Raw genomic sequence first — 22,239 nt, 5'->3', positions numbered from 1 at the left:
AGAATGGTATATGAAAATAAAGGGAGGGGTTACATGTACATTTATCATAATGGACTTATTATTCGTGAGGGAACGAGTAGTGTACCAGCATATGCAATTAAAGCTTTGTTTGAAGATGCCGGTTGGAGTAATGATAATATCCCTTCGTGGCAAATTGAAAAATTTACGATAGCATTCGAAAATTCAACATGGGCTTTCACAATTTGGGATGAGGAAGAGATGATTGCGATGGTTAGAGTCATTTCTGATGGAATTATGATCGCGAACATAGTAAATTTAGTTGTGAAGTGTGAATATAGAGGGAAGGGATTAGGTAAGAAGCTTGTAGCTCTTTGCTTGCAAAAACTTCCCCACGGTGATTGGTTTGCACATACATCAGCGAACAATTTTGATTTTTATAGAAGCTGTGGATTTGAAGTTAGAGAGCTATCGAGAAATGGAACATGTGCGTATTATGGATATCAAGTCGCGAAAAGAGATGGTCACCGATAAATGAAGGAAAAGAAAAAATATAGCGAGGTAATTTTGAAACTTTTGATAATAGAGAATGGATTGAGGCTCTTTTTATGATAAAATAAAAGAAAATTCTGTTTATTATTAGGGGGATAAAAATGAGTATAAAAGTTGGGGATGTATTTAAATATGAAAGAAGATTTACTGAGGAAGAAGTTTTTGAATTTGCAAATATTACCGGTGATAAAGGTAGACACCATGTGGAATACGATGAAAACGGAAGATTAATGGTTCATGGTTTATTGACTGCTAGCATTGGGACGAAAGTGGGAGAAGAGTTACATTACATAGCAAGAGAATTAGTAAGTGAGTTTATTAGACCAGTTTTCACAGGAGATACGATCACTTGTGAACTAACGTTAACAAATGTTGAGCAAATGGAAGGTTATAAAAAAGTTTCAATCGAGTCAGTTTATCGCAATCAGGATGAAAAGACAGTACTAGTTGGGACAAGTTATGGAATTATAAGGGGATAAAAAAGAAGCCTGTTTAACAGGCTTCTTTTTTATTATTTAGTAAACACGTTTTCGGTTTTCCGCATAACTAGAGATGAGTAATAATGCAGTTTCTTCTCCTATATTACGAACAATATGAGGAACGCATGCATTCCATGAGAAAGAATCACCTTCTTCTACAATTGCAATATCTTCACCGTGCTGAACTTCTAGTTTTCCGCGTAATACAAGGTGACATTCTTCCCCTTCATGGGCATTTGGTGAGTTTTCTTTCGGGAATCCAGTAGGGATTTCTACTAAAGATAGGCGAAGCCCCCCTTGCTCCGCAACATGTTCAATTCTTTGCTCATCTTTGCCGTATACACTGTATTTCCGTTCTTCTTTTTTGACAATTTTTAATCGATCTTTTTGCTCTAACAATAAATAGGGAAGGGGAACGTTTAAAAAATTGGAGATCGTTTCTAAAGTTGAGATAGATGGTGATGTTTTATTATTTTCAACCTGACTCATAAATCCTTTAGAAAGACCTGTTCCCTCGCAAATTTGTGCGATTGTTATGCCTCTACGTTGACGAATTTCACGTATTGCAGAACCAATATTCATAAAATCAAGCTCCTTTTTGTAAACAACTATTTGTATCATAGCAAAAAAAATATATTTTTTCCCAGTGAAAATGAATTGACGAATAAAAAAAATTAGTGTATGTTTTGTAATATAAATAAAAGTTTTGTATAAGAAAACTATAAAGGAGAGAATGAAATGAATCAACATATTGGTAACTTAATTATTCGTATCGTGTTAGGGGTAACATTCTTCATGCACGGTTTAACAAAATTCCAATCAGGAATTGACAATATTGCAGGGTGGTTTACAAGCATTGGTTTACCAGGAGGACTTGCATACGGTGTAGCAACGTTTGAATTAGTTGGAGGCCTATTATTAATTCTAGGTTTAGGGGTAAGATATATTGGATTATTATTTGCACTTGTTATGGTTGGAGCAATTGTAAAAGTGAAATGGTCAGCTGGCTTATTGGGAGATGGAAAAAATCCTGGTTTCGAATTAGAACTTGCATTATTAGCAATGGGTGCATACTTATTTGTTGCAAAGGCTGATGGTTTTGTAGATAATTTTTTAAAAGAAAAAATGTCAAAGAAGAACTAATTTAAATGGGGGGCTAACAAGATGAGTTTTCAACTTCATCCCGATACAACACTTGATGTTGTTCATTTATACGTATCTAATGTAAAGAAATCACTAGAGTTTTATACGGAAGTACTAAGTATGAAGGTGCTAAAAGAAGAAGCAGCAGTCGTTACATTTGGGAATGAAAATGATGAACCACTTCTTATCATTGAAGAAAAGAAAGAAGCTTTTCCGAAGCAAAGAGGAAGAACAGGGTTATATCATTACGCAATTTTATTACCAAGTAGACAGGATTTAGCGAATGTTCTTCGTCATCTTGTAGAGATGGTATATCCACTACATGGTGGAGCCGATCATTACTTTAGTGAAGCTCTTTATTTAGCTGATCCAGATGGAAACGGGATTGAAATTTATCATGATCGACAAAAAGAAGTTTGGCGTGATGAGAATGGAGAACTACCATTTGTTAGTAACCCGTTAGCTGGTGAAGAATTATTACAGCAAGGAAGTACATGGAATGGCTTTCCAGCTGGTACTGTGATGGGGCATATTCATTTCCATGTAGCTGATTTAGAGGAAGCTAAACGTTTCTATGTTGATGGTCTTGGTTTTGAAGTAACGATCCCAGCTCGTAATGGAGCGTTGTTCGTATCTGCAGGTGGTTATCATCACCATATCGGTTTAAATACATGGCAAGGTGAAGGGGTACCACCGCAAATGCCAGGTTCTGTTGGTTTAAAATATTTCACAGTTGTACTAGCGAATGAAAAACAAAAAGAGCAAGTATGTGAAAGCTTAAAAAATATTGGCAAGATTGCTACGTACAAAGATGGAATATTACAAGTCGAGGATCCATTTGGACATTGTATCCATTTCAAAATAAAAGGAGAAGCCTAAAAAGGCTTCTCTTTTTTATTTTCTTATAATTGCTTTTTCGTTTTGTAAAAATAGTTCATCAAATTGCTTTGCAAGCTCAAAATCTAGTTTCGTTAAACCTTTTGCATTCCAAGATGACAAAGTAATAATAACTGCTTTATACTGGATAAGGATAAATGGATGGTGATTATGTTCTTCTGATAGTTTGGCGGCTACAGAGACAAATTCGACTCCTTTTAAGTAGTCGGAAAACATATATTTTCGTTCAATCCATTTCTCATCTTTTACCATCCATTTATCTACCTTCAATAATTCCTCGTGAACTTCTTCTTCAGTTAATCGTAGCATCATTTTTCACATCCTTTACTGGAAGTAACGCAAGACCATTGTTAATAAGGCGTGTTACAGCTTCGTCAGTTGTGAAAGTAGAAAGTTGATGTAGTAATGCTGCCGATGTTTCATGCCCTTTGTTATGCTCTAAAAGTAACTCTAATACTTCAAGGCGCAGCAACCATTCTTTCGCATAAAATTTATTTAATACTTCTTGAATTGCTACTAATTGATCGATATGCGCGTCGTGTAAAATCCCCTCATTTCGAATATCTCGAACTGTTTGATACATACGTTCAAGTTCATTCAGTACAAGTGGAGCAGGAATTTCTTGAACTTCTTCATCCATTGGGAAAAATGCTGCGGCATCTGCGGCACCTGGGAATACTGAAGTGATTTGTGAGCCAACAGCCATATCAAATGCGCCCCATGAAGCATCAAATAAAACGCGGGCGTTATAAGTAACTGTGCAATCGATAAAGGAAATAAGAGCAATTTTCTTATCGTTTTTTACAATATCTGTTACTGTTCCTTTTACATGAATACCACTTGCAAAAGTAAGCGCAGCGATATTTCCAATTGTAATTCCTAATGATTGTAGTTGTTCGTCTGTACAATTTTCTAATGCAATATTTTCAGTGAGTAATCCAATCGGTGTTCCAAATCCGTCACTGTGTACAGAAGTAGAATGATTCGCTAGCTGTTTATTATGAAGCGCTAATGCCGTTGGCGAATTTGTGCGCATGTAAATTAATTCACCTGTATCGTTTTCAATTGTCTCGCTAAATGTACCTGTAATTTGTAATCCACTATTTAGCTCAGCAGTTGCATAGTTCTCAGAGCGAATTGCTTTTTCTAAACCTTCTTTTCCACCTGTTTTAAAGGCCATTGTTTTAGAAAATATTTCAAGCGCATCTGTTAATTCTTCAAAGGATTCACAAACAAATAGTTGTGGTTGCATTTTTGTTACGTCATAAGTTGTCCCTGTACATGCTTCGATAGAAAATGGAACCTTTTCTACAGCGTCTGTTAAGCAATGTTTGCTTTCGCCAACAGAAGAAAGGAGACCAGCACCATATATCTTTGGATCATCTATATTTCCGATCAATCCATATTCTACTGTCCACCAGAAAAGACGTGAAATTTGTTCAGCTTCTGATAAACCAGAAACTAAGTTTTGTTTTTCAATTACAGCATTTTCAGCAGCCTTAACTTCATCAGGAGTAGAAGTAGGGCTTTCTTTTACTATCGTTAATGTACGAACAGCTTCAAATGCATCATGTTCTTCTTTTGTAGAGAAAGCTCTTGCACCAATTTGCCCAAAACGTTTCACATATTTTGCATATGTAGAATCAAGTAAAATCGGTGCGTGTCCTGCGGCTTCGTGTACGATATCTGGAGCTGGTGTGTACTCGATATTTTCTACTTTCCGAATATCTGTTGCAATCGGTAGTAATCCATGTCCTTGAAAATCGAAGAATGCTACGCCGGGAATAAGTCCGTCAATCGTTACAGCGCCCCAGCCACTTGGAGCCAAACACTCATTCATTTCTTCTACTTTTGGAATTGCATCTATATTAATACCAGATGATTGTAGTCCGTTCACATAGGCTGGATGAGCAACGTCTTTTAAGAAACTATGATTTTGTCTCATAATATAACGCCACACAGCGTGATTCACCGGTGTGTATTGATCATAATGTTGTGTGGATACGAATGGTTTTAAATGCGATGGAATTTCTGTTTTCTTTGTCATTAAGACATCCTCCTTTTTTTCAATAAAATTGAATATCGATTTCGTATAGCTTGTATCACCTCCTTTCATTTTTGTAAGCGCTTATAAAATTTTATCATAAGATTCGGAATTATTTAACATCTGTTTCTGTGAGAAATAGAAAAAGCCCCTATCGGAAAATCCGATAGGGGCGAAAGAATCGCGGTACCACCCTATTTGTAAGTGAAAATATACTTACATCTCAATTAATGATAACGGAAAAATTCCGTCTTTTCCTTCATGCATAAAAGCACTACGAAAAAGAAGCTCCAGAATTGTAATTCATACTTATATATGTGCTAATTTCCACCGACCATTAGCTCTCTGTAACAGGGATATAAGATACTACTGCGATTCTTTCAACGCGTATATATGAAATTGTATAAGGGGATGGACGCAAAAAAGTCCCTATCGGAAAATCCGATAGGGACGATAAAAATCGCGGTACCACCCTATTTGTAAACAAGTAATTGTTTACCACTCACTTTACGATAACGGAAAGATCCGTCTTTCTCTTCATGCATAAAAAGCATTACGGGAAAGAAGCTCCAGAATTGTAATTCACGCTTGTATATGTACTGATTCGCACCAACCATCAGTTCTCTGAGACAGTGATATAAGTCGCTACTAGTATTCCTTCAAAGCCGATATATAATTCGTTCAACTAAACTATGTTTTGTATTATAAAACTATATTAAAAAAATTGTCAACAAAAATTTTTTATCCCGTGTTAATGAGCAGTAAAATTCTTACCTAAAAATTCGGTGGGAGTAAAGAAGTGAGATGGAGACAAACTGCCCGTAACCCCCGATTGGTGAAGGCTAATAATCAGTGGGGATGAACAAAATCTCCACTGATTAAAGTTTCACTTTATTTCACTTCTAAATTAACATTTAAATTAGAGGTATTGCCAGCTGCATCAGTTGCTACAATGTGAATAGTATTTTTTCCTTCTTGTAATTGAGTACGATCGAAATAAATGTCATAGCTTTTCTCCCAAGGGTTCAGGAATGCCTGGTCCCATACACCATTTCCGTTAATTTCATATTGCATTCTCACTGGAATCCCAGGTGCTATCCAACCAGATTCTGACATCCAATCCAGTAGAATATCATCAACTTTTCCTCTAATTACGAGATTTTCTTGGTCAACTTCGTATGTTAACTTAGGTGCAGTTCGATCAAGAAATACAGCAGCTGTTTGTTTTGTTTCTCCGCCAGAATTAGAAGCAACTGCTTCGATTTGATATAGCCCGTCAGCTAAAGGAGTGCCATCTGCTTTTGTACCATTCCATTTGAAAGGTTTGTATCCAGGAGTTGCATTTTTAGCTTGATGGATAATCCCTTGATACGTTACACGTTCTTTCGAAACTAAATTTGCATGCAATGTTACATCATCCACAGGCGCAACTAAATAGTAGTTGATGAGATTATCATCTAGTACGTGGTCGCCATTTGGGCTAAAAGTAGAATTAATAATTTCAAGTCCATCGATACGTTTATAATCTTTAGGATCGATACTAAATGTGAATGGAATTCGAATTTCTTCTTTTGCCCCTTGTTCTTTTACATATACATTTCCAGTATACACACCTTGTGGTAGTGAGCTATCCACAGTGATAGTAAATGGTTTTTCGGTACTACTATTCGGTTGTATGCTAATCGATGAAGGGACAGAAGCTCTTACTTTTGTTTTTGTGTTTGCATCTAGTAATTCCACACGAGTTGAAAAACTTTTCTTTTTACTAGAAAGGTTTTGTAATGTAACATTTTGCGTCAGTTTTACTTTTCCGCTATTTGGCTTAATAAGACCAAAGCTGACATTGTTAGGTTTTACTAATACATTTGTTTGAGCTGCTTTCGGAATGTTAATTAAACCAGATCCTTGTGCCATAACAAGGTATGTATTTTCATTGACATCATGTAATGTTTTTGCATTGTTAGCAAGAGCCGCTTTCAATTGTTCTGTCGTCCAATCAGGATGCATTTGACGCAAGAGGGCAACCGCTCCAGCTACTTGCGGAGCAGCCATACTTGTTCCGTTATGCGATTCATAGCCGCCTCGCGGTACTGTACTAGTAATTTGTACTCCAGGTGCAACAACATCAGGCTTTATTAGCCAACTTCCTTGTGATGGTCCTCTTGAACTAAAGTTACCGATAAGTTCTGTTTGCTTTGGTTGTCCAATTTTTATATTTTTCTTTCGTTTTGCAATTAAAGTTTTTAATTCTTCCCCATTTGTATTTGATAATTGCATTACTGGGACAGCAAGATTTTCACGTGAAAAATATTCCGGCATCATATTAATTTCTTTTTCGCTAGAGATTAATAATACACCAAGTGCCCCAGCTTGCTTCGCTTGTTCTGCTTTTACTAATGTACTAGAAGTACCTTGTAAAATAAGTGCGAATTTCCCTTTCACATCTTGTTTTGCATAATCACTTGGATTGCCATAACCAACGTATACAAGAGGGGAATCATTCCCTATTGGGAAATCGGATTTTGATAACGGTAATCCTTGATATGTTTTGCTGGAACCAGCTACTTGGAATGTTGGAAACGGGATAGAAACCGTAGATGCTCCAACAGAAATGACACTACTTGCGTTACCGGGAGCATCAACAGACCAAGGTTTTGGTCCGTCATTTCCATTTGAAACGACAGCAGTAACACCAAGTTTCGCTGCTCGTTCTAACGTTAATGTTACAGGCTGATCAGGTACATTTAAATCCTGCCCAAGGGAGAGGTTTAACACATCCGCACCATCTTGAATCGCTCGCTCAATCCCTTGGATAATATCATCTGTTGTACCAGTTCCACCGTCATTCATTACACGATAGGCTAGAATAGAAGCGTTTGGAGCAACGCCTTTAATTTTTCCGTTACCCGCAATAATTCCAGCTACATGAGTACCATGTACGTTACCATCCATTGGATCGTTATCTTCATCAACCGTGTCATACCCACCGATATAATTTGCCTTTAAGTCAGGGTGTGTATAGTCTACGCCAGAGTCGATAATGGCTACTTTCATGCCTTTTCCATCAAGCGGTTTGCCAGATGGATCTTTTAAATTCCACGCTTCAGGTGCACCAATTGTCGGTCCACCGATATTTGGTGCTTCTTCGTTAGTAGTACTTTTTGATGTTTCATGCAATTTATATGTTAAGTTCGGATAGACTGCTTTTACTTCAGGTAAAGAGGCAAGAGAGGTAATTTGATCTCCAGGAACTGAAATAGAGAATCCGGAAAATAACGTATTATACACTTCTTTAATTTTTGCACCAGGTGCTTTTTCTTTTATTTTCTTAGTCGTATCTTCTTGTGCTTTTTTTAGCTCAGCATGATAAGACTGCGCATTACTATTTTGTAAATCTGGAGCATGCTGAATATTACTTTGAGCAGCGAGAGGTGCATGTTGCAATTCTACAATTACTGATATTTCTTTTGTTGTTTTCGTTTCAATATTTTGAGCAATTTTATGTTCTCCCCACTGTTCAATCGTTGTTTTTAATTGTGGACTAAATTGCTTCTCCTTTTGTAGTGATTCAGCATGAGCGCTTAAAGCTCCAAAACTAGAAAAGACAAGCGCCATGCTTAATAGTGTAGATGTAGTTTTTTTCATTGATACTCCCCCTAATAAAAAGTGCCAATATTCAGAAATAAAATCTTGCATTTTAGTTGGAAATTATAAATATAAATGTTGGCTAAACTATACTTTCGACATAATTCATACCAATCCTCTATGGATTGAAAATTTCTTGGGAAATTTTTTCTGATTATGTCGAATCGATATTTTTCACATATTGTAGGGAGAAAGTGAGGAATGCTATGAGGGAAATGGAGTGATGGTATGAAGAGGCTAATAGTAAGTGGTAGTGTAGTGTTGTTTATGTTTTTATGTTCTATCACTATCACGAGCGCAGAAAATAATAATGTGAAAGTTGCTTTTATTCGTCATCATAATCTTTGGATAAAAGTTGATGGAAAAGAAATACAAATTACAAAAGGAGAGTACATAACAGGGCCGAAGTGGTCATATGATGGAGAGTGGCTGGCATATGTAAAAGGAAAGAAACAAAGTATGCTTGAGTTATATCGGCTGAAAGACGGAAAGAAAGTTACGCCGTTTCACTCAGAAGCATCGAATTATCAATGGTCACCAACAGAAAATATAATTGCATTTATATTTACAGGTACATTAAATACATTTGATGTAGAAAAAAAGAATGCAGATTTTGAAAATGTATCGGCTGGTGTAGGGGATTATGCATGGTACCCCGATGGAAAGAACTTTCTTGTATCCTCAGAAGCGCACTTACTTCCAACAGGATGGACAGGGGCTCAGCTATATGAAGTGCAAAAAGATGCACATATGAATCCTCACAAAATGAAGCATTTGTATGCATTGCCAAATGAACATGATGATTTTCTAGCGCTAGTAGCAAGTGGCTTTAAGTGGTCACCAGATCAAAAGTGGATTTCATTTTTAGCGGTACCGACAGCTTCATGGTCAGCTGATAGTAATACGCTTTGCTTAGTTCGAGCAGACGGCAGTCGGTTTGAAATAGTAGATCAAATGCTATTAAATACAGAATGGTTCAAATGGGCGCCATCCAAAAATATATTGGCTTATATTGAAGGAAGCGGGAGAGTTGCATTAGAGAATAAACATTTAAAAATAAAAGAACTGCCAGCACTCCAGCAGCAAACATTTACGCCGAAAGGATATGTGGATTGGGATTTTACATGGAAGAACGATAATGTAATTATCGTTTCACGAGCAAAAGAGGGAGGGTTTGAAACTCTGCCAGAAAAAAGGCCATTCCCATCTTTATATGAGATAAATAGCACAAGCGATAAACAATATCAAATTACAAAGTCATCTAATAAGCAAGGCGATTATCATCCAATTTTCATGAAGAAGAGCAATCAATTAATATGGATACGTTCAGATCGTAAGAAAGCTGATATATGGATAGCTCATAGTGATGGAAAACATGAAAAGAAGTGGATTGAAAATGTAGATGTACCAGAGTGGTATTATGAGAAATGGAATTGGGAAAATGTTATCTCGGTGAAAGAAGAATAAAAAACTGCCTAAAATATCGTTTTAGGCAGTTTTTTACTGTTATTTATGTGTTTTATTTGGCTTTTTTTTCGCTGGGTTTCCGTTCCCTTGGCGCTTTCTATTTTGTTCATCTTTTGCTTGTTTTTCATGTAAAGTATCTAAAAAGTCATTTGAGTTACTCATTTTTATATCTCTCCTTTTTTCATTGTGTCCTAGTTACTATAACCATTTAGGAGGATAATCATGAGATGAAAATTAAGCGCTTAGCTTTCGTCGGTAGTATACGTAAAATAGTCCATACGTAATGAATAACATAAGTAAAACTTGTACCTCTACATTTTCTTTTAACAGGGTCTGGTAAGTAAGGTGATGTATTGCTCGTTCCTACACCTAACCATTTGTTTAAGAGGTTAATGATACAAAACATGAAAACACCAGACCAGCTTGCAATAATGGCCTTCTGTTTAATTTTTGTTTCACGTTCATCATCTGTAATCCAGGGATTAGTAGTTTTATCACTACTAAAGAAGCCGTTTATATATCCCCATATAATCATTCCAATTAAGATGATTATCCATTTCATATTTGTGATTCCCCTCTCCCTTGTAAAAAGTATTTTACATAAATGATTGTAATGTTTTCCAATTGTGTATGTCAAATTTTTTTTACATATCGGTTTTTCATATAGCAGGAATAAAGTATGAGATAGGGAAGAAATATGTAAGAGGATTTCATAATGAGAGGAGGAAGGGGATGAAAATTGTCTTTGTTCGGCACGGGGAAGGGGAACATACAAGGGATTTGCCATCAAGTTTACAAGTGCTGCATCCGCCATTGACGGATGAAGGAAGGAATCAGGCTAATTTAATTCAATGCGATGTACCATTGCAGGAAACGGACATATTAATTGTTAGTCCTACACTTAGAACTTTACAAACGGCGACAATATGGAGTGCGAAAGTAGCTTGTCAAAAAATCGTCCATCCATATGTATCTCCGCGTATTTTTCCTTATCGAGAAGAAGCGAGAACATTACCGTGCGATTATATAGTAGAGCAGGGAATGATAACAAAGTTATTTCCGCATTTTTCGATAGAGAAAAGCTCAAATAATCAGTTATGGAAGGAAGGTATAAACACTATTTCAGAGAATAGTTTTCAGCAAATAGTAGATGAATTTCTTCTTTGGTGTTATGAACTGGGTGCGGAAAGAATTTGCATTGTATCTCACGATGGAACAATTACAGCATATAGGCAATATTTACAGAAAGTCGTTTTAACTAGATCAGATTTTTTGAAAGAAACAGGTATATATGAAATGGATTTATCCCATAAAAGTCTGATTGATAAGGGCTGATTATAGGATGGAGGTTGTTTGTTGAATATTGCATTAGTAGTTGGTTTTAATTCGGATTTAGAGGCGCAATCAATACGAGCATCTCTTGAGTATTTTGGTGCAAGAGTTGTGACATATTGGATTGGTAGACCGAAAGATTTTGTGGAAGTTCTTTCTGGAAAGAACTTATTTAACGATATTAGTTATATTATTTTTTGCTTTCATGGTGAAGAAGGGAAGTTTGTCATGGAAGAGTTAAGCGAAGAAGTATATGAACAAGATGAACCGAGAGGGTATTTTGGTACAGCAGAAATTTATAAATATGCAAAATTGCATAATACACATATTGTAAATAGCGGGTGCACATTAGGGGAGCAAAATCTTGCAAAATCTTTTTTACATAGTGGTGCGAAATCATATATTGGATCGATTGATTATGTAGATGGAAATGCAGCACTTATGTTTACTATACGCTTATTTTATGGGGTTATTAACCATGGGAAAACGTTAGAAGAAGCGTTTCAAGAAGCGAGTTTAATTGATGAGGAGACACATACATTTCGATTCTATAATTAGTGTGAAACACGTTTATTCTATATTCGAATAAATGTGTTTCACATTTAACTCACAATTTTTTTACATTTTTTTCAATGAAAATGATTATCACCTGTGGTATGATATGTTCAAGTTTTTACAGGTAATAAAAGTTACTATATAAACGTTAGTTTTTAATGTTTCATACACATGTCATGAATTATTCATAAATAACGTTTGAAAAATAAGTAACTAATGTTATTATATTAACTGTAACTAACTTAATTACAACTTTAGGAGGAAGATATGGTTATTCAATTTTTAAGAGAAAACAAAGCAGTTTCTTTTGTATTAGCAGTAATTCGAGTATATCTTGGTTACACATGGTTAATGGCTGGAATCGGTAAACTACAAGGAAAAGGATTCGATGCAACAGGTTATTTGCAAGGCGCAATTGAAAAATCTAAAGGCGCACAACCGGCTGTTCAATCTTGGTGGGCATCATTCTTACAAGAATTTGCAATTCCAAATGTAGATTTGTTTAATACACTTGTAACATGGGGAGAAATTTTAGTCGGAATTGGTTTAATTGTAGGCTGTTTAACAAAAACAGCGGTCTTTTTTGGTCTTGTAATGAACTTTTCCTATATGTTTAGTGGGTCAATTGGTGTGAACCCTGAGATGGTTATCTTATCTATGTTTGTTCTTGTTGCCGGTATGAACGCTGGGAAATTTGGAATGGATGGCTTCGTTATCCCGAAAGTATTAGGATCAAAAACGCCAAAACGCCAAAAGCAAGCTGCTTAATATATGAAAACGGGTATCTCAAAATGAGATACCCGTTTATGTTATTTTTCAACTTTGATCGGATTGTTCTTAAAGAAGTCTTGTACATACCCGACAAATTCTCGTGGTTCTTGGCGAAATGGTGCATGATATCCTTTTTCAATAATATGCAAAGTGCTATTTTTTAAGAATTGATGATACGTTTCTCCTTCTTTCCAAGAAACGCTACTATCATTTCTGCCCCATATAATTAAAGTTGGCTGTTTCATTTCATTCGCATTAATTTTAAGACGTCTAGGCCATAGTTTCATTTTGTTATAATGCTCTTCATCGTTACGTTTGAATTTCACTTTGCTCTCATCATAATCAGTAATAGAAGAAACGGCATTTAAATCAGTCGGCAATTGTGGTTTTGGTGAGCCTTGTTTATTAACAAATGTATGAGGGCCACCTGTAGCATCAGTTAAAATAAGGTGAGTAACTGCTTCAGGATATAAATATGTTAAATTTAGAGAAATTTCTCCCCCCATGGAATGCCCCAGTATTGCGAATGAATCATACCCTAGTTTTTTCATTAATTTATAATACAAATTTGCATGAGTTGGAAAAGAATAATAAAAATCCATTGGCTTAGATGAGCGCCCGAATCCTAAAGCATCTACAGAAATAATTGTATGATCTTTTGCTAAATCGGAGTAAATCTTTTGAAAACCATCTGATGACCCTCCAAAGCCATGAATCATAAGTAAAGGTGGTTTTTCATTACCAATCTTTTTAAAGTAAATGGTTTGACCATCTATTTCTACCATTTTTTCTTCGGTAGCTAGTTTCGCTGTAATTGTATTTTTAACTTGCTTTACTTGTTCTACTGGCTTTTCTGCTGCACTACATCCTACTAATAGTGTAAGAGTAAGACAACCTACCATAACATAGCTAAATCGCTTCAATTAGGTGTCTCCTTTCTAACATAACGCTGTATCTATCATAGCAAATAGCATATTACGATTTCCAGGAAGTTGGCTACCATTTTTTATCATAAGAGGTGAAAGGAGCGTTTCTTGGAAATTTTCTGTTTGAAGAAATTTACGAAATGTAAATCGTGAGTGTGGGACATCAATTCGTACTATACCATTCCAACATTCACATATCTTTTTTAATAATTGAATAGCATCTTCTTCTTGCTTGGCGATAAGTGGATTGATACATAATATATTGCCCTTTTGTATGCATAATGAAAAAGCTTCTATACGGTTATTTCTTTCAATTTTAAAAGAGTGTATGGCCCTTGGTAATAGCAAAGAGTAAAGTAGAGAACGATTCACACCAGTTGCAATTTGATCGAGAGAAGTAAGAGATATAAGGTCTTCTTCTCGTACTTGTTGCAAGTGAGAAGGGTACGTCTTAATAGTTTGCTTTTCAAAACGATGAATCGTTGTTGCTGTTTGAAATCCACATGATATGTATAGAGGTTCGCCAGCTTTTGTCGCAATAAGTGCAATTGGTTGTTTTGGATGAATTTGTTCCAAGCAATGATTTAGCAACATGCGCCCTATTCCTCGTCCTTGAAAATTAGGGTGAACGATTAACATACCAATGGAAGCGAAGTTACTCGTAAAGGGAAATACTCCTCCAGTCGCAATGAGTTTGTTTTCATGAATATAACCTACAAGTGTGCCGATAGAAAGATACATTTCGAATTGTTTTTTCATAAAAATTTCATCGTGTAACCATCCAACAGATTTGCAAAGATTAAGTAATTCAAAAATAAAAGACTCATTTAGCTTTACTATTTTCATAAAGGCTCACCGCATTTCTATTTAATTTCATAAAAATAGAGTCAAAATGTAAAAAAAGAGATTTACGTTAAATGAAATCCAACTTGTTTATATTTAAATTGTAAAGGGCGGGATGGTTGATACGAAAAGACAAAGTTATACAAATTATAACTGATATTTACATAAGTTAACAAAAAATTTACATACAGCTAATTTTCTCTTAATAGTCTTCCATTAAATTTGATAGTGGGAAATGAATAACCTAATTAGGGGGACAAGACAGTGAAAAAGTTTGTGAAAAAAGCATGGCCATTTGCAGTTGTGGCATCATTAGCAGTTACTTCGGTAGCAACATGGAATTTTACTCGTTCTAGTGAGGTTAATGCAGATGAGAACGGAAGCAATGCAAAGATTAAAAATGTTATCGTATTAATTGGGGATGGTATGGGCCCTTCATATATGACGGCTCACCGTTATATGAAAGATAATCCAAAAACCTTTGAAATGGAATCTACAGAATTTGATAAGCATCTTGTAGGAACACAAAAAACATATCCAGAAGATGAACATGAAAATATTACAGACTCTGCATCGGCAGCAACAGCTATGTCAGCAGGGATTAAAACATATAATGCTGCAATTGCAGTTGATAATGATAAAGCGGAAGTGAAAACAGTTCTTGAGCAAGCGAAAGAAAAAGGGAAATCAACGGGACTCGTTGCAACTTCTGAAATTACACATGCAACACCAGCTGCTTTCGGTGCGCATGACATTAGCCGTAAAAATATGGACGCAATTGCCAATGATTATTTTGATGAGAAAATTAAAGGGAAGCATAAAGTAGATGTTATGCTTGGCGGCGGCGTAAAGAACTTTGTTAGAAAAGATCGTAATCTTACAGAAGAGTTTAAGAAATCTGGTTATAGCTATGTAACGGATCGAGATCAATTGTTAAATGATAAAAATGATCAAATTCTTGGTTTATTTGCACCAGGTGGATTAGATAAAATGATTGACCGTAATGAGAAAACACCTTCATTAGAAGAAATGACTAATGCAGCAATTGAGCGTTTGAACAAAAATAAAAATGGTTTCTTCTTAATGGTGGAAGGAAGTCAAATCGACTGGGCTGGACATGATAATGATATTGTTGGTGCAATGAGTGAAATGGAAGACTTCGAAAAAGCTTTCAAAGCAGCGATTGAGTTTGCGAAAAAAGATAAAAATACGTTAGTTGTTGCAACGGCAGACCACGCTACAGGTGGATTATCTTTAGGTGCAAATGGTGAGTATAACTTTAAAGTAGATCCAATTAAAGCTGCAAAACGCACACCAGACTTTATGGCAAATGAGATTGCAAAAGGTGCAAATGTAGAAGAAACATTGAAAAAGTATATTGATTTACAATTAACTCCAGAAGAAATTCAAGCTGTAAATGATATAGCTCCGTCAAAAGATGTAACAAAGATTGATAATGCAATTGAAGATATTTTCAATAAGCGCTCGGTTACAGGCTGGACAACTGGTGGACATACGGGGGAAGATGTGAATGTGTATGCATTTGGTCCAGGTAAATACTTATTCTCAGGCGTTCAAGAGAATACAAATATAGCGAAACGTGTCTTTGATATTGTTGGCGGCGGCGATCCGAATAAAGGAAGACGTTAATTAAGAGTGAAAGTGAGGCAAATGCCTCACTTTTCTTTTTAGGAGTTGGAAATATGAAAAAATTATTTAGGAAATTAAGATTCCTTCTAGTATTTGTAGTATTACTAGTTGGATGTCAACAAGAAGAGAATAATGTAGAACAAAAATCTACTACTAAAAAAACTGAGGAAAAGGCACAAATAACAAAAGCAGAAGAGCAATCTATTCAAGATGTTATTAATACATTTGTGCGAACGACGAATGAAAAAAATCTTGCAGAACATATGGAGTTATTTTCAAAGAAGATGCCTAGTGCTGAAGACTTAAAAACACAAAAAGAAGCCGCATTTCAAAAGGGAAATAAGAAGATTGAATTGGAACATATAGATATGAAAGCTAGTAAAGTAGGGTATGTTATTGTTGAAACGAAAGAAAAGGAAGTAGACGATAGTGTCACTCTTCAAAAGAAAGTACAGTATGCTCTTGGAAAAGAAGATGAGAAATGGAAGATTGAAGAGGTTCGCACGATAGAGAAAAAATAACGTGAAACTTTAATAAGTGTGGGAGTCGTACTTCCCAAAAATGGTATAAAAAAAGGTTCTCATTGGCGAGAACCTTTTTTTATAGTGGTAGCATAATTTGATTTGAGCATGCCTCAATATCATCAATATCTTGACGAATTGTGGCCATTTTGTTATCAAGATCTTCAGCTTTCATTGCTGCATCATGTAGTTCATCTTTTAAATACTCCGGTATTTTCCCTTCATATTTATAATAAAGTTTGTGCTCTAAACTTGCCCAAAAGTCCATCGCCAGTGTACGTAACTGAATTTCTGCAAATACATCTTTTGTACCAGAATTTAGTGATAAAGGGTATTTAATAATCATGTGTAAACTTTTATAGCCGTTTCCCTTTGGGTTAGCGATATAATCTTTTACTTCTATGACTTCCATATCTTCGCGTTTTTGAATGACTTCTTTCAAATGATAGATATCTTCTACGAAGCAACATGTAATACGGATACCAATAATATCTTGTAAATGTGTTTGAGCGTTTTCAACTGTTGGTAACAAGCTTTTGCGCTCTAGTTTTTTAATAATACTTTCAGGTTGTTTTAGTCTTGTTTTTATATGTTCAAACGGGTTGTAATCCTCTAGAAATTGAGCTTCCCGGTTCATAATTTCAAATTTAGTTTTTAACTCTTCTAAAGCAAATGTATATGGTAATACAAAAGCTTTCCAGTAGTTAACTGTTGATTGATTATATTCCATTTATATACACACCTTTTCCTATTTACAAGTGAGGTTGTTATTATACTAAATACCAAATCATATAAGCACAAGCAGCAAATGATGAGATCATAAAGCGATATTTAGTTTTCATACTTTCAACTCCTTTCGAGTAAGATTCTATATAAATAAACTTGATTGTTAATAAGTTCACTATGTACAGTTTCTATAGTAATAGATTCGTGTGAATTTCGTATGAACTAATTGTTTCAGCTTTTTGTCTTTTTTGCTGTTAATCATAATTATTATTCGGATTTAAAGTGTTTTCATTTGATTTATCTATTTGTATAAATTAATGTATATTTAAATTTATAGTTATTAAGGAGGATATATGGTGAACTTTGAAGAATTAGCAATTGCTAGACGTTCTGCAATGAAATTTATACAAGGTATAGAAATCCCTAATGAGGATTTTAAAAAAATATTTGAGTTAACTAAGCTTTCTCCATCTTGCTATAATTTGCAGCACACACATTATGTTGTAATTCGTGATCAAGAGCGAAAAGAAAGATTAAAAGAATTAGCTTTTGGTCAATATAAAGTATCGAGTGCATCAGCGGTAGTGCTCGTTTGTGGTGATAAAAAAGCATACCAAAATGTTGAAAATATTTACTTCGGTATGAAAGTTTTAAAGATGATTGATGAATGCGAATATGAAGATACAATTAGGCAAACGAAAGGGTTATATGAAGGAAAAGGAGAGCGTTTCATGGAGGATGAAGCGATTAGAAATGCTTCGTTAAGCGCGATGACTTTTATGTACGCAGCTAAATATTATGGCTATGATACATGTCCAATGATTGGTTTCGATGAAAAAGCAGTACAAAGTGAATTAAATATGCCCGAGCATATAGTACCTGTTTTAATGATTACGATAGGAAAAAGTGATAAGACTCAAACTCGCCCACGAGGGTATCGAAAGCCGATTAGTGAGTTTGTTACATACGAATCGTTTTAATAAAATTTATTTAACTATAAAAACAAGGGGATTCTAAATGGAATCTTCTTGTTTTGCAATTGACAAATAGAATGAAGTTTTATAATATATAAATCGTAATCATTACGTTTTAGTTTGCGATCTTTGAAAGAAAGGAGAATTACCTATGCGTGTAAATATTACATTAGCTTGTACGGAGTGCGGTGATCGTAATTATATTTCTAAAAAAAATAAACGAAACAATCCAGAACGCATCGAACTAAAAAAATATTGTCCACGATTAAAGCGAGTAACGTTACATCGTGAGACGAAGTAGAAGACTAGAGATATCTCTAGTCTTTTTTTGTTAATAAGTTTTGGTTTTCTTTGTTATAATTACCTTAAATTGTAACAAAGGAGAGAGCATGGTGAATCAAAAAGATAAAGAAAGAAAAGAGCACGTAGCTCATATTATTGAAATTCCAGATGAATATAGGCTTGTTGTAGATGATCAAGAAGGGGTTGATGACCCGTATCATCTATTATGGTGGGGACATAAAGATGATGAGGAGAAACAGATACAAATTACATTAAATAGACATACTGGTAATTTAATTGAATTTAGGATAGATGATGGAAATTCTTTTTCGAGTGATAAGGGAGCGATAGAGGAGAATAAAGCAAGAGAGGTTGCAAATACATTCTTAAAAAAATATACAAAAGAAGGATATGAATTCTATACATATGTAACGGTTAAGGACGACAGGCGCGGTTGGAAAGAAGTAAATTATATGCAAGCGGTGAATAGCTATCCTTTGCCGAATACAGGGTGTGTTGTGCGAGTGCACCCTTCAGGTAATGTTGTGCATTTTCATTACAATGGACAAAAAGCCATAGAGAAAAAACCGTTATGGCCAAGTGAAATTGTTGGGGAGAATATCGTTTTAGAAAATTTGAAAGCTAGACAAAATATGAGACTTGTATTTGTAGATTTAACATACTCTTCATGTGAGTATGAAAACGGTGGAGAAGTAACAGGGTACCATCTTGTATATGAACCAGAGCCTAGTCATGCGTTTATTGATGCCAGTACAGGTAAAGATTTATATGGGCCAGAACACTATAAATTACCTTCTACAGTACTTGTTGATAAACCGCTAAAGAGTAGTCAAAAAAAAGATGTGTTTGATTTATTTGATTGGGACAAGGGGAAGTTTGTCAAAATAGATGAAAAAGTAGATGAGGATGAAGTCCGGATAAAATTTGTATTAAAAGAAGAATTACAAAAAGAAATAGAAGAGAAGGATTCATATTCAATGGATGAGTTTTATAAAAAACATTTTCCAATGTTGAAGCATGATGAATTCGTTGTAATTACTCTAGATAAAGAAACAAATCAATTGCTTTCTTTTTTTATGTGGAAGGATGAGAAAAAAAGGAAAACAATCTTATCAAGAGAGCAATGTTTAAGCAAAGCACTTCAATTTTTAGAGCATACTATCCCAGATGCAACAAAGTATGTTCAACTTTGGGATAATTATGAGGAGGAAGAGGGGATAGAGCGGTTTTCCTTTTCAATGTATGTAAATGACATTCATGTAGAGCGGAAAAATATTATGATCAACATCAATGCAGAAAATGGTGCTGTTATGCACTACTCGGGGGAATCTAGCGACTTTATAAAAGAAGTACTTACATATGAAACAACACCAAAAGTAATAAAGAAAAAGCGTTAGAAATATACAGAGAGGCTATCCGAGTTAAATTAGAATGGTTTTTAGATCATGATGCAGAGGAAACGAAATACAAACTACTGTACAAACAAACGACAGATGAAAAACATAAAGAACCTTTTGATTGTAGTCGGGAAATTCGTTATATTGATGCCCAAACTGAGAGAAAGATTTGGAGTAAGTAAAATAAAAAGAGTTATTTTTCAAAGAATATAAAAATAACTCTTTTTATTATTATAATTTGTCTGTTCGTTTTTCAAAAGTAAATGTGATAGGAAGATGGGAAGAAGAACTATCACTTTTAAATATTACTTTCCATTCTTTAGTATGGGATTTAATTTCAAAATTAAGAAGATTCATCGCTCTACGTTTATCTATTTCTAAAAACATATTATGAATTTCTGGTTCTTGCTGTAAATTAAGAGCCTTTAGTGTGACTGTTAATGTGAAAAAATTTTGCCCTTCATATACTATTTTTGATATTTTTGTTTTTTGTGTATTTAACAGTATATAAAAACGGTCTGATGGAGTTAATTGTACAGAGTCATCAGTAATTTCATTCTCGCTATTATAAAGTTCGACTAAGAAAGATGTACTATGGGAAGAATCTTTTTTGCTTGTAATCTGTAATTCAGTAGGAATCATCGGTATTTCATAAAAATCATTCCTTATTATGTTATTGTAATCCTTTGAAAATTTGTGGACTTCTTTTGGAAAAGAGTCTTCTTGTGTACTTAAAAAAGTTTTAAGTTGCTTTGGAGTTTTTTTACTAAAATTTAATGTTTCTTTAAAGTAATAATTGGATCCAGTTAAAAATAAAAAACTACAAATTAATAAAAAAATTCGATAGGGATTTTGAAAGTGAAAGAACAGTAGTATACATGTAATAAATCCAATTACATAGAAAATAAAGATAAGTAGTTCTAGTTTTGAATGAAAGGAGAAACCATAATTATGAAAAAATTTCATTCCAATTATAATTTGAGCTCCAAAAAACAAAGAAATTCCAAATTGAAAAAATAATAAATCAGGCCCTCTCTTAATAACAAAAGTAATGAACGAAATGAAAAGTAAAAATACCCCTAAATAAATTGTTACATTTAATAATCGATCTAATGTAAGCATGAATAGTGTCCCCTTTAATAGCATATTCATATATAAATAACAATTTTATATAATTATAATATAACAATAAAATATTTTAAATATTGGAAGTGTTGGTTTTTATAAATAAACTGTACAGACACAAACAACCTCACGCCCACATACACATAATAAAGACCACTATTTTGGCGGAGGTGAAAGGTTTGAGTCTATTCGCCGCAATTGGATATATGGTTCGAGAAGTGTTTGTCTTTGTTTCTTATGTGAAGAACAATGCGTTCCCGCAGCCGTTATCATCAGATGATGAGAGAAAGTACTTAGAGTTAATGGAGCAAGGTGATGCTCAAGCGAGAAATCTTTTAATTGAACATAATTTACGGCTTGTAGCTCATATCGTTAAAAAATTTGAGAACACAGGAGAAGATGCAGAAGATTTAATTTCAATTGGTACGATTGGGCTTATTAAAGCGATCGAGAGCTATTCCGCAGGAAAGGGAACAAAGCTTGCGACGTATGCAGCACGCTGTATTGAAAATGAAATTTTGATGCATTTACGTGTACTAAAGAAAACGAAAAAAGATGTTTCACTTCATGATCCGATTGGGCAAGATAAAGAGGGGAATGAAATATCGCTTATTGATATATTAAAATCAGAGTCTGAAGATGTAATTGATATGATTCAGCTTAGTATGGAGTTAGAAAAAATTAAAGAGTATATCGATATTTTAGACGAAAGAGAAAAAGAAGTGATTGTGAAACGTTTTGGACTTGGGCTTGATAAAGAGAAAACACAGCGGGAAATCGCTAAGGCGCTTGGCATTTCTAGAAGCTACGTATCACGAATTGAAAAGCGTGCCTTAATGAAAATGTTCCACGAGTTTGTAAGGGCAGAGAAAGAGAAAAAAGCGAAAGAATAAAGTGTATTAAAAGCAGCCGTATTTTAAAATAGGCTGCT

The 22,239-nt window shown here is 34.6% G+C and carries 22 protein-coding genes, 2 pseudogenes and 2 other annotated features; of the genes and pseudogenes, 14 read left to right on the top strand and 10 right to left on the bottom strand.

Features of this window, described 5'->3' with window-relative positions:
• Window positions 1–33 precede the first annotated feature (33 nt).
• Together AC241_RS21640 and AC241_RS21635 are read left to right on the top strand one after the other, a co-directional pair.
• On the top strand, window positions 34–492 hold the full coding sequence (locus AC241_RS21640) for a GNAT family N-acetyltransferase (RefSeq protein ID WP_000276126.1): 459 nt from the start codon (window positions 34–36) through the stop codon (window positions 490–492).
• A gap of 119 nt (window positions 493–611) precedes the next feature.
• Window positions 612–989 (top strand): hotdog family protein, encoded by a 378-nt coding sequence (locus tag AC241_RS21635; RefSeq protein ID WP_016080227.1) that lies wholly within the window; start codon window positions 612–614, stop codon window positions 987–989.
• A gap of 36 nt (window positions 990–1,025) precedes the next feature.
• Here the strand turns inward: AC241_RS21635 and AC241_RS21630 are convergent, their stop codons facing one another.
• Window positions 1,026–1,571, bottom strand: coding sequence for a helix-turn-helix domain-containing protein (locus tag AC241_RS21630; protein ID WP_001020693.1), 546 nt, complete (start codon window positions 1,569–1,571; stop codon window positions 1,026–1,028).
• 156 nt (window positions 1,572–1,727) lie between these two features.
• Here AC241_RS21630 and AC241_RS21625 point away from each other — a divergent pair, with 156 nt between their 5' ends.
• Window positions 1,728–2,132, top strand: coding sequence for a DoxX family protein (locus tag AC241_RS21625; RefSeq protein ID WP_001071553.1), 405 nt, complete (start codon window positions 1,728–1,730; stop codon window positions 2,130–2,132).
• Between the two features lie 21 nt (window positions 2,133–2,153).
• Window positions 2,154–3,011: a VOC family protein gene (locus AC241_RS21620; RefSeq protein ID WP_016080228.1), complete on the top strand. Its 858-nt coding sequence runs from the start codon at window positions 2,154–2,156 to the stop codon at window positions 3,009–3,011.
• Between the two features lie 15 nt (window positions 3,012–3,026).
• Here AC241_RS21620 and AC241_RS21615 read toward each other — a convergent pair whose 3' ends face one another.
• From AC241_RS21615 to AC241_RS21605, 3 genes are all read right to left on the bottom strand, one after another.
• On the bottom strand, window positions 3,027–3,341 hold the full coding sequence (locus AC241_RS21615; RefSeq protein ID WP_016080229.1) for a 4a-hydroxytetrahydrobiopterin dehydratase: 315 nt from the start codon (window positions 3,339–3,341) through the stop codon (window positions 3,027–3,029).
• Window positions 3,322–5,076 (bottom strand): aromatic amino acid hydroxylase, encoded by a 1,755-nt coding sequence (locus tag AC241_RS21610; RefSeq protein WP_043936215.1) that lies wholly within the window; start codon window positions 5,074–5,076, stop codon window positions 3,322–3,324. Before AC241_RS21610 ends, AC241_RS21615 begins: the two co-directional genes overlap by 20 nt.
• Window positions 5,077–5,238: 162 nt before the next feature.
• Window positions 5,239–5,466: a binding site (T-box leader), on the bottom strand.
• A 50-nt stretch (window positions 5,467–5,516) separates the two neighbouring features.
• Window positions 5,517–5,745, bottom strand: a binding site (T-box leader).
• 219 nt (window positions 5,746–5,964) lie between these two features.
• Window positions 5,965–8,718, bottom strand: coding sequence for a S8 family peptidase (locus tag AC241_RS21605; protein ID WP_050844538.1), 2,754 nt, complete (start codon window positions 8,716–8,718; stop codon window positions 5,965–5,967).
• A gap of 228 nt (window positions 8,719–8,946) precedes the next feature.
• On the opposite strand from AC241_RS21605, the gene AC241_RS21600 reads away from it, so the two are divergent.
• A complete protein-coding gene (locus AC241_RS21600; protein ID WP_050844537.1) occupies window positions 8,947–10,185 on the top strand; it encodes a TolB family protein in 1,239 nt (412 codons plus the stop codon).
• Between the two features lie 39 nt (window positions 10,186–10,224).
• Here the strand turns inward: AC241_RS21600 and AC241_RS21595 are convergent, their stop codons facing one another.
• Together AC241_RS21595 and AC241_RS21590 are read right to left on the bottom strand one after the other, a co-directional pair.
• Entirely contained in the window at window positions 10,225–10,347 is a 123-nt protein-coding gene (locus tag AC241_RS21595) for a DUF4023 domain-containing protein (RefSeq protein WP_000071861.1), read from the bottom strand.
• 72 nt (window positions 10,348–10,419) lie between these two features.
• Window positions 10,420–10,747, bottom strand: a pseudogene (locus AC241_RS21590) (phosphoglycerate mutase).
• 170 nt (window positions 10,748–10,917) lie between these two features.
• On the opposite strand from AC241_RS21590, the gene AC241_RS21585 reads away from it, so the two are divergent.
• The 3 genes from AC241_RS21585 to AC241_RS21575 all read left to right on the top strand — a co-directional run bounded on the left by AC241_RS21585 (window position 10,918) and on the right by AC241_RS21575 (window position 12,840).
• On the top strand, window positions 10,918–11,520 hold the full coding sequence (locus tag AC241_RS21585; RefSeq protein WP_016080234.1) for a histidine phosphatase family protein: 603 nt from the start codon (window positions 10,918–10,920) through the stop codon (window positions 11,518–11,520).
• 18 nt (window positions 11,521–11,538) lie between these two features.
• Window positions 11,539–12,075, top strand: coding sequence for a delta-aminolevulinic acid dehydratase (locus AC241_RS21580; protein ID WP_043936220.1), 537 nt, complete (start codon window positions 11,539–11,541; stop codon window positions 12,073–12,075).
• A 264-nt stretch (window positions 12,076–12,339) separates the two neighbouring features.
• On the top strand, window positions 12,340–12,840 hold the full coding sequence (locus tag AC241_RS21575) for a DoxX family protein (protein ID WP_016080236.1): 501 nt from the start codon (window positions 12,340–12,342) through the stop codon (window positions 12,838–12,840).
• A gap of 41 nt (window positions 12,841–12,881) precedes the next feature.
• On the opposite strand, the gene AC241_RS21570 is transcribed toward AC241_RS21575, so the two are convergent.
• Both AC241_RS21570 and AC241_RS21565 read right to left on the bottom strand, forming a co-directional pair.
• Entirely contained in the window at window positions 12,882–13,766 is an 885-nt protein-coding gene (locus AC241_RS21570) for an alpha/beta fold hydrolase (protein WP_016080237.1), read from the bottom strand.
• A 15-nt stretch (window positions 13,767–13,781) separates the two neighbouring features.
• A complete protein-coding gene (locus AC241_RS21565) occupies window positions 13,782–14,615 on the bottom strand; it encodes a GNAT family N-acetyltransferase (RefSeq protein WP_043936223.1) in 834 nt (277 codons plus the stop codon).
• A 261-nt stretch (window positions 14,616–14,876) separates the two neighbouring features.
• Between AC241_RS21565 and AC241_RS21560 the strand changes: the two genes are divergently transcribed.
• Both AC241_RS21560 and AC241_RS21555 read left to right on the top strand, forming a co-directional pair.
• Complete coding sequence (locus AC241_RS21560; protein WP_000714912.1) at window positions 14,877–16,262, top strand: alkaline phosphatase; 1,386 nt, start codon at window positions 14,877–14,879, stop codon at window positions 16,260–16,262.
• Window positions 16,263–16,315: 53 nt separating this feature from the next.
• Entirely contained in the window at window positions 16,316–16,783 is a 468-nt protein-coding gene (locus AC241_RS21555) for a hypothetical protein (RefSeq protein ID WP_043936226.1), read from the top strand.
• 79 nt (window positions 16,784–16,862) lie between these two features.
• Here the strand turns inward: AC241_RS21555 and AC241_RS21550 are convergent, their stop codons facing one another.
• Complete coding sequence (locus AC241_RS21550) at window positions 16,863–17,513, bottom strand: GTP pyrophosphokinase (protein ID WP_016080240.1); 651 nt, start codon at window positions 17,511–17,513, stop codon at window positions 16,863–16,865.
• Window positions 17,514–17,862: 349 nt separating this feature from the next.
• Between AC241_RS21550 and AC241_RS21545 the strand changes: the two genes are divergently transcribed.
• The 3 genes and pseudogenes from AC241_RS21545 (at window position 17,863) to AC241_RS21535 (ending at window position 20,365) form a co-directional block, all read left to right on the top strand.
• On the top strand, window positions 17,863–18,489 hold the full coding sequence (locus AC241_RS21545; RefSeq protein WP_043936231.1) for a nitroreductase family protein: 627 nt from the start codon (window positions 17,863–17,865) through the stop codon (window positions 18,487–18,489).
• A gap of 145 nt (window positions 18,490–18,634) precedes the next feature.
• Window positions 18,635–18,784: a 50S ribosomal protein L33 gene (gene rpmG / locus AC241_RS21540; protein WP_001265617.1), complete on the top strand. Its 150-nt coding sequence runs from the start codon at window positions 18,635–18,637 to the stop codon at window positions 18,782–18,784.
• Window positions 18,785–18,872: 88 nt separating this feature from the next.
• Window positions 18,873–20,365, top strand: a pseudogene (locus tag AC241_RS21535) (YcdB/YcdC domain-containing protein).
• Between the two features lie 49 nt (window positions 20,366–20,414).
• Here AC241_RS21535 and AC241_RS21530 read toward each other — a convergent pair.
• Window positions 20,415–21,335 (bottom strand): hypothetical protein, encoded by a 921-nt coding sequence (locus AC241_RS21530; protein ID WP_080990838.1) that lies wholly within the window; start codon window positions 21,333–21,335, stop codon window positions 20,415–20,417.
• A 152-nt stretch (window positions 21,336–21,487) separates the two neighbouring features.
• Here AC241_RS21530 and sigK point away from each other — a divergent pair, with 152 nt between their 5' ends.
• On the top strand, window positions 21,488–22,201 hold the full coding sequence (gene sigK / locus AC241_RS21525; protein WP_000051382.1) for an RNA polymerase sporulation sigma factor SigK: 714 nt from the start codon (window positions 21,488–21,490) through the stop codon (window positions 22,199–22,201).
• Window positions 22,202–22,239: the final 38 nt, after the last annotated feature.

The sequence above is a fragment of the Bacillus thuringiensis genome (assembly GCF_001182785.1).
GTDB classification, from domain to species: Bacteria; Bacillota; Bacilli; order Bacillales; family Bacillaceae_G; genus Bacillus_A; species Bacillus_A thuringiensis_S.
Note: the sequence above shows the minus strand (reverse complement) of the source record. Positions and strands in the feature narration are given on the sequence as shown.

Bases quoted from the DNA above. Each gene is read 5' to 3' on its own strand.
- AC241_RS21585 (WP_016080234.1), top strand. From the start codon at position 10,918: ATGAAAATTGTCTTTGTTCGGCACGGGGAAGGGGAACATACAAGGGAT.
- AC241_RS21575 (WP_016080236.1), top strand. From the start codon at position 12,340: ATGGTTATTCAATTTTTAAGAGAAAACAAAGCAGTTTCTTTTGTATTA.
- rpmG (WP_001265617.1), top strand. From the start codon at position 18,635: ATGCGTGTAAATATTACATTAGCTTGTACGGAGTGCGGTGATCGTAAT.
- AC241_RS21635 (WP_016080227.1), top strand. From the start codon at position 612: ATGAGTATAAAAGTTGGGGATGTATTTAAATATGAAAGAAGATTTACT.
- AC241_RS21610 (WP_043936215.1), bottom strand. From the start codon at position 5,076: ATGACAAAGAAAACAGAAATTCCATCGCATTTAAAACCATTCGTATCC.
- AC241_RS21620 (WP_016080228.1), top strand. From the start codon at position 2,154: ATGAGTTTTCAACTTCATCCCGATACAACACTTGATGTTGTTCATTTA.
- AC241_RS21605 (WP_050844538.1), bottom strand. From the start codon at position 8,718: ATGAAAAAAACTACATCTACACTATTAAGCATGGCGCTTGTCTTTTCT.
- AC241_RS21565 (WP_043936223.1), bottom strand. From the start codon at position 14,615: ATGAAAATAGTAAAGCTAAATGAGTCTTTTATTTTTGAATTACTTAAT.
- AC241_RS21600 (WP_050844537.1), top strand. From the start codon at position 8,947: ATGAAGAGGCTAATAGTAAGTGGTAGTGTAGTGTTGTTTATGTTTTTA.
- AC241_RS21530 (WP_080990838.1), bottom strand. From the start codon at position 21,335: ATGAATATGCTATTAAAGGGGACACTATTCATGCTTACATTAGATCGA.
- AC241_RS21550 (WP_016080240.1), bottom strand. From the start codon at position 17,513: ATGGAATATAATCAATCAACAGTTAACTACTGGAAAGCTTTTGTATTA.
- AC241_RS21555 (WP_043936226.1), top strand. From the start codon at position 16,316: ATGAAAAAATTATTTAGGAAATTAAGATTCCTTCTAGTATTTGTAGTA.
- AC241_RS21545 (WP_043936231.1), top strand. From the start codon at position 17,863: ATGGTGAACTTTGAAGAATTAGCAATTGCTAGACGTTCTGCAATGAAA.
- AC241_RS21625 (WP_001071553.1), top strand. From the start codon at position 1,728: ATGAATCAACATATTGGTAACTTAATTATTCGTATCGTGTTAGGGGTA.
- AC241_RS21630 (WP_001020693.1), bottom strand. From the start codon at position 1,571: ATGAATATTGGTTCTGCAATACGTGAAATTCGTCAACGTAGAGGCATA.
- AC241_RS21615 (WP_016080229.1), bottom strand. From the start codon at position 3,341: ATGATGCTACGATTAACTGAAGAAGAAGTTCACGAGGAATTATTGAAG.
- AC241_RS21640 (WP_000276126.1), top strand. From the start codon at position 34: ATGTACATTTATCATAATGGACTTATTATTCGTGAGGGAACGAGTAGT.
- AC241_RS21595 (WP_000071861.1), bottom strand. From the start codon at position 10,347: ATGAGTAACTCAAATGACTTTTTAGATACTTTACATGAAAAACAAGCA.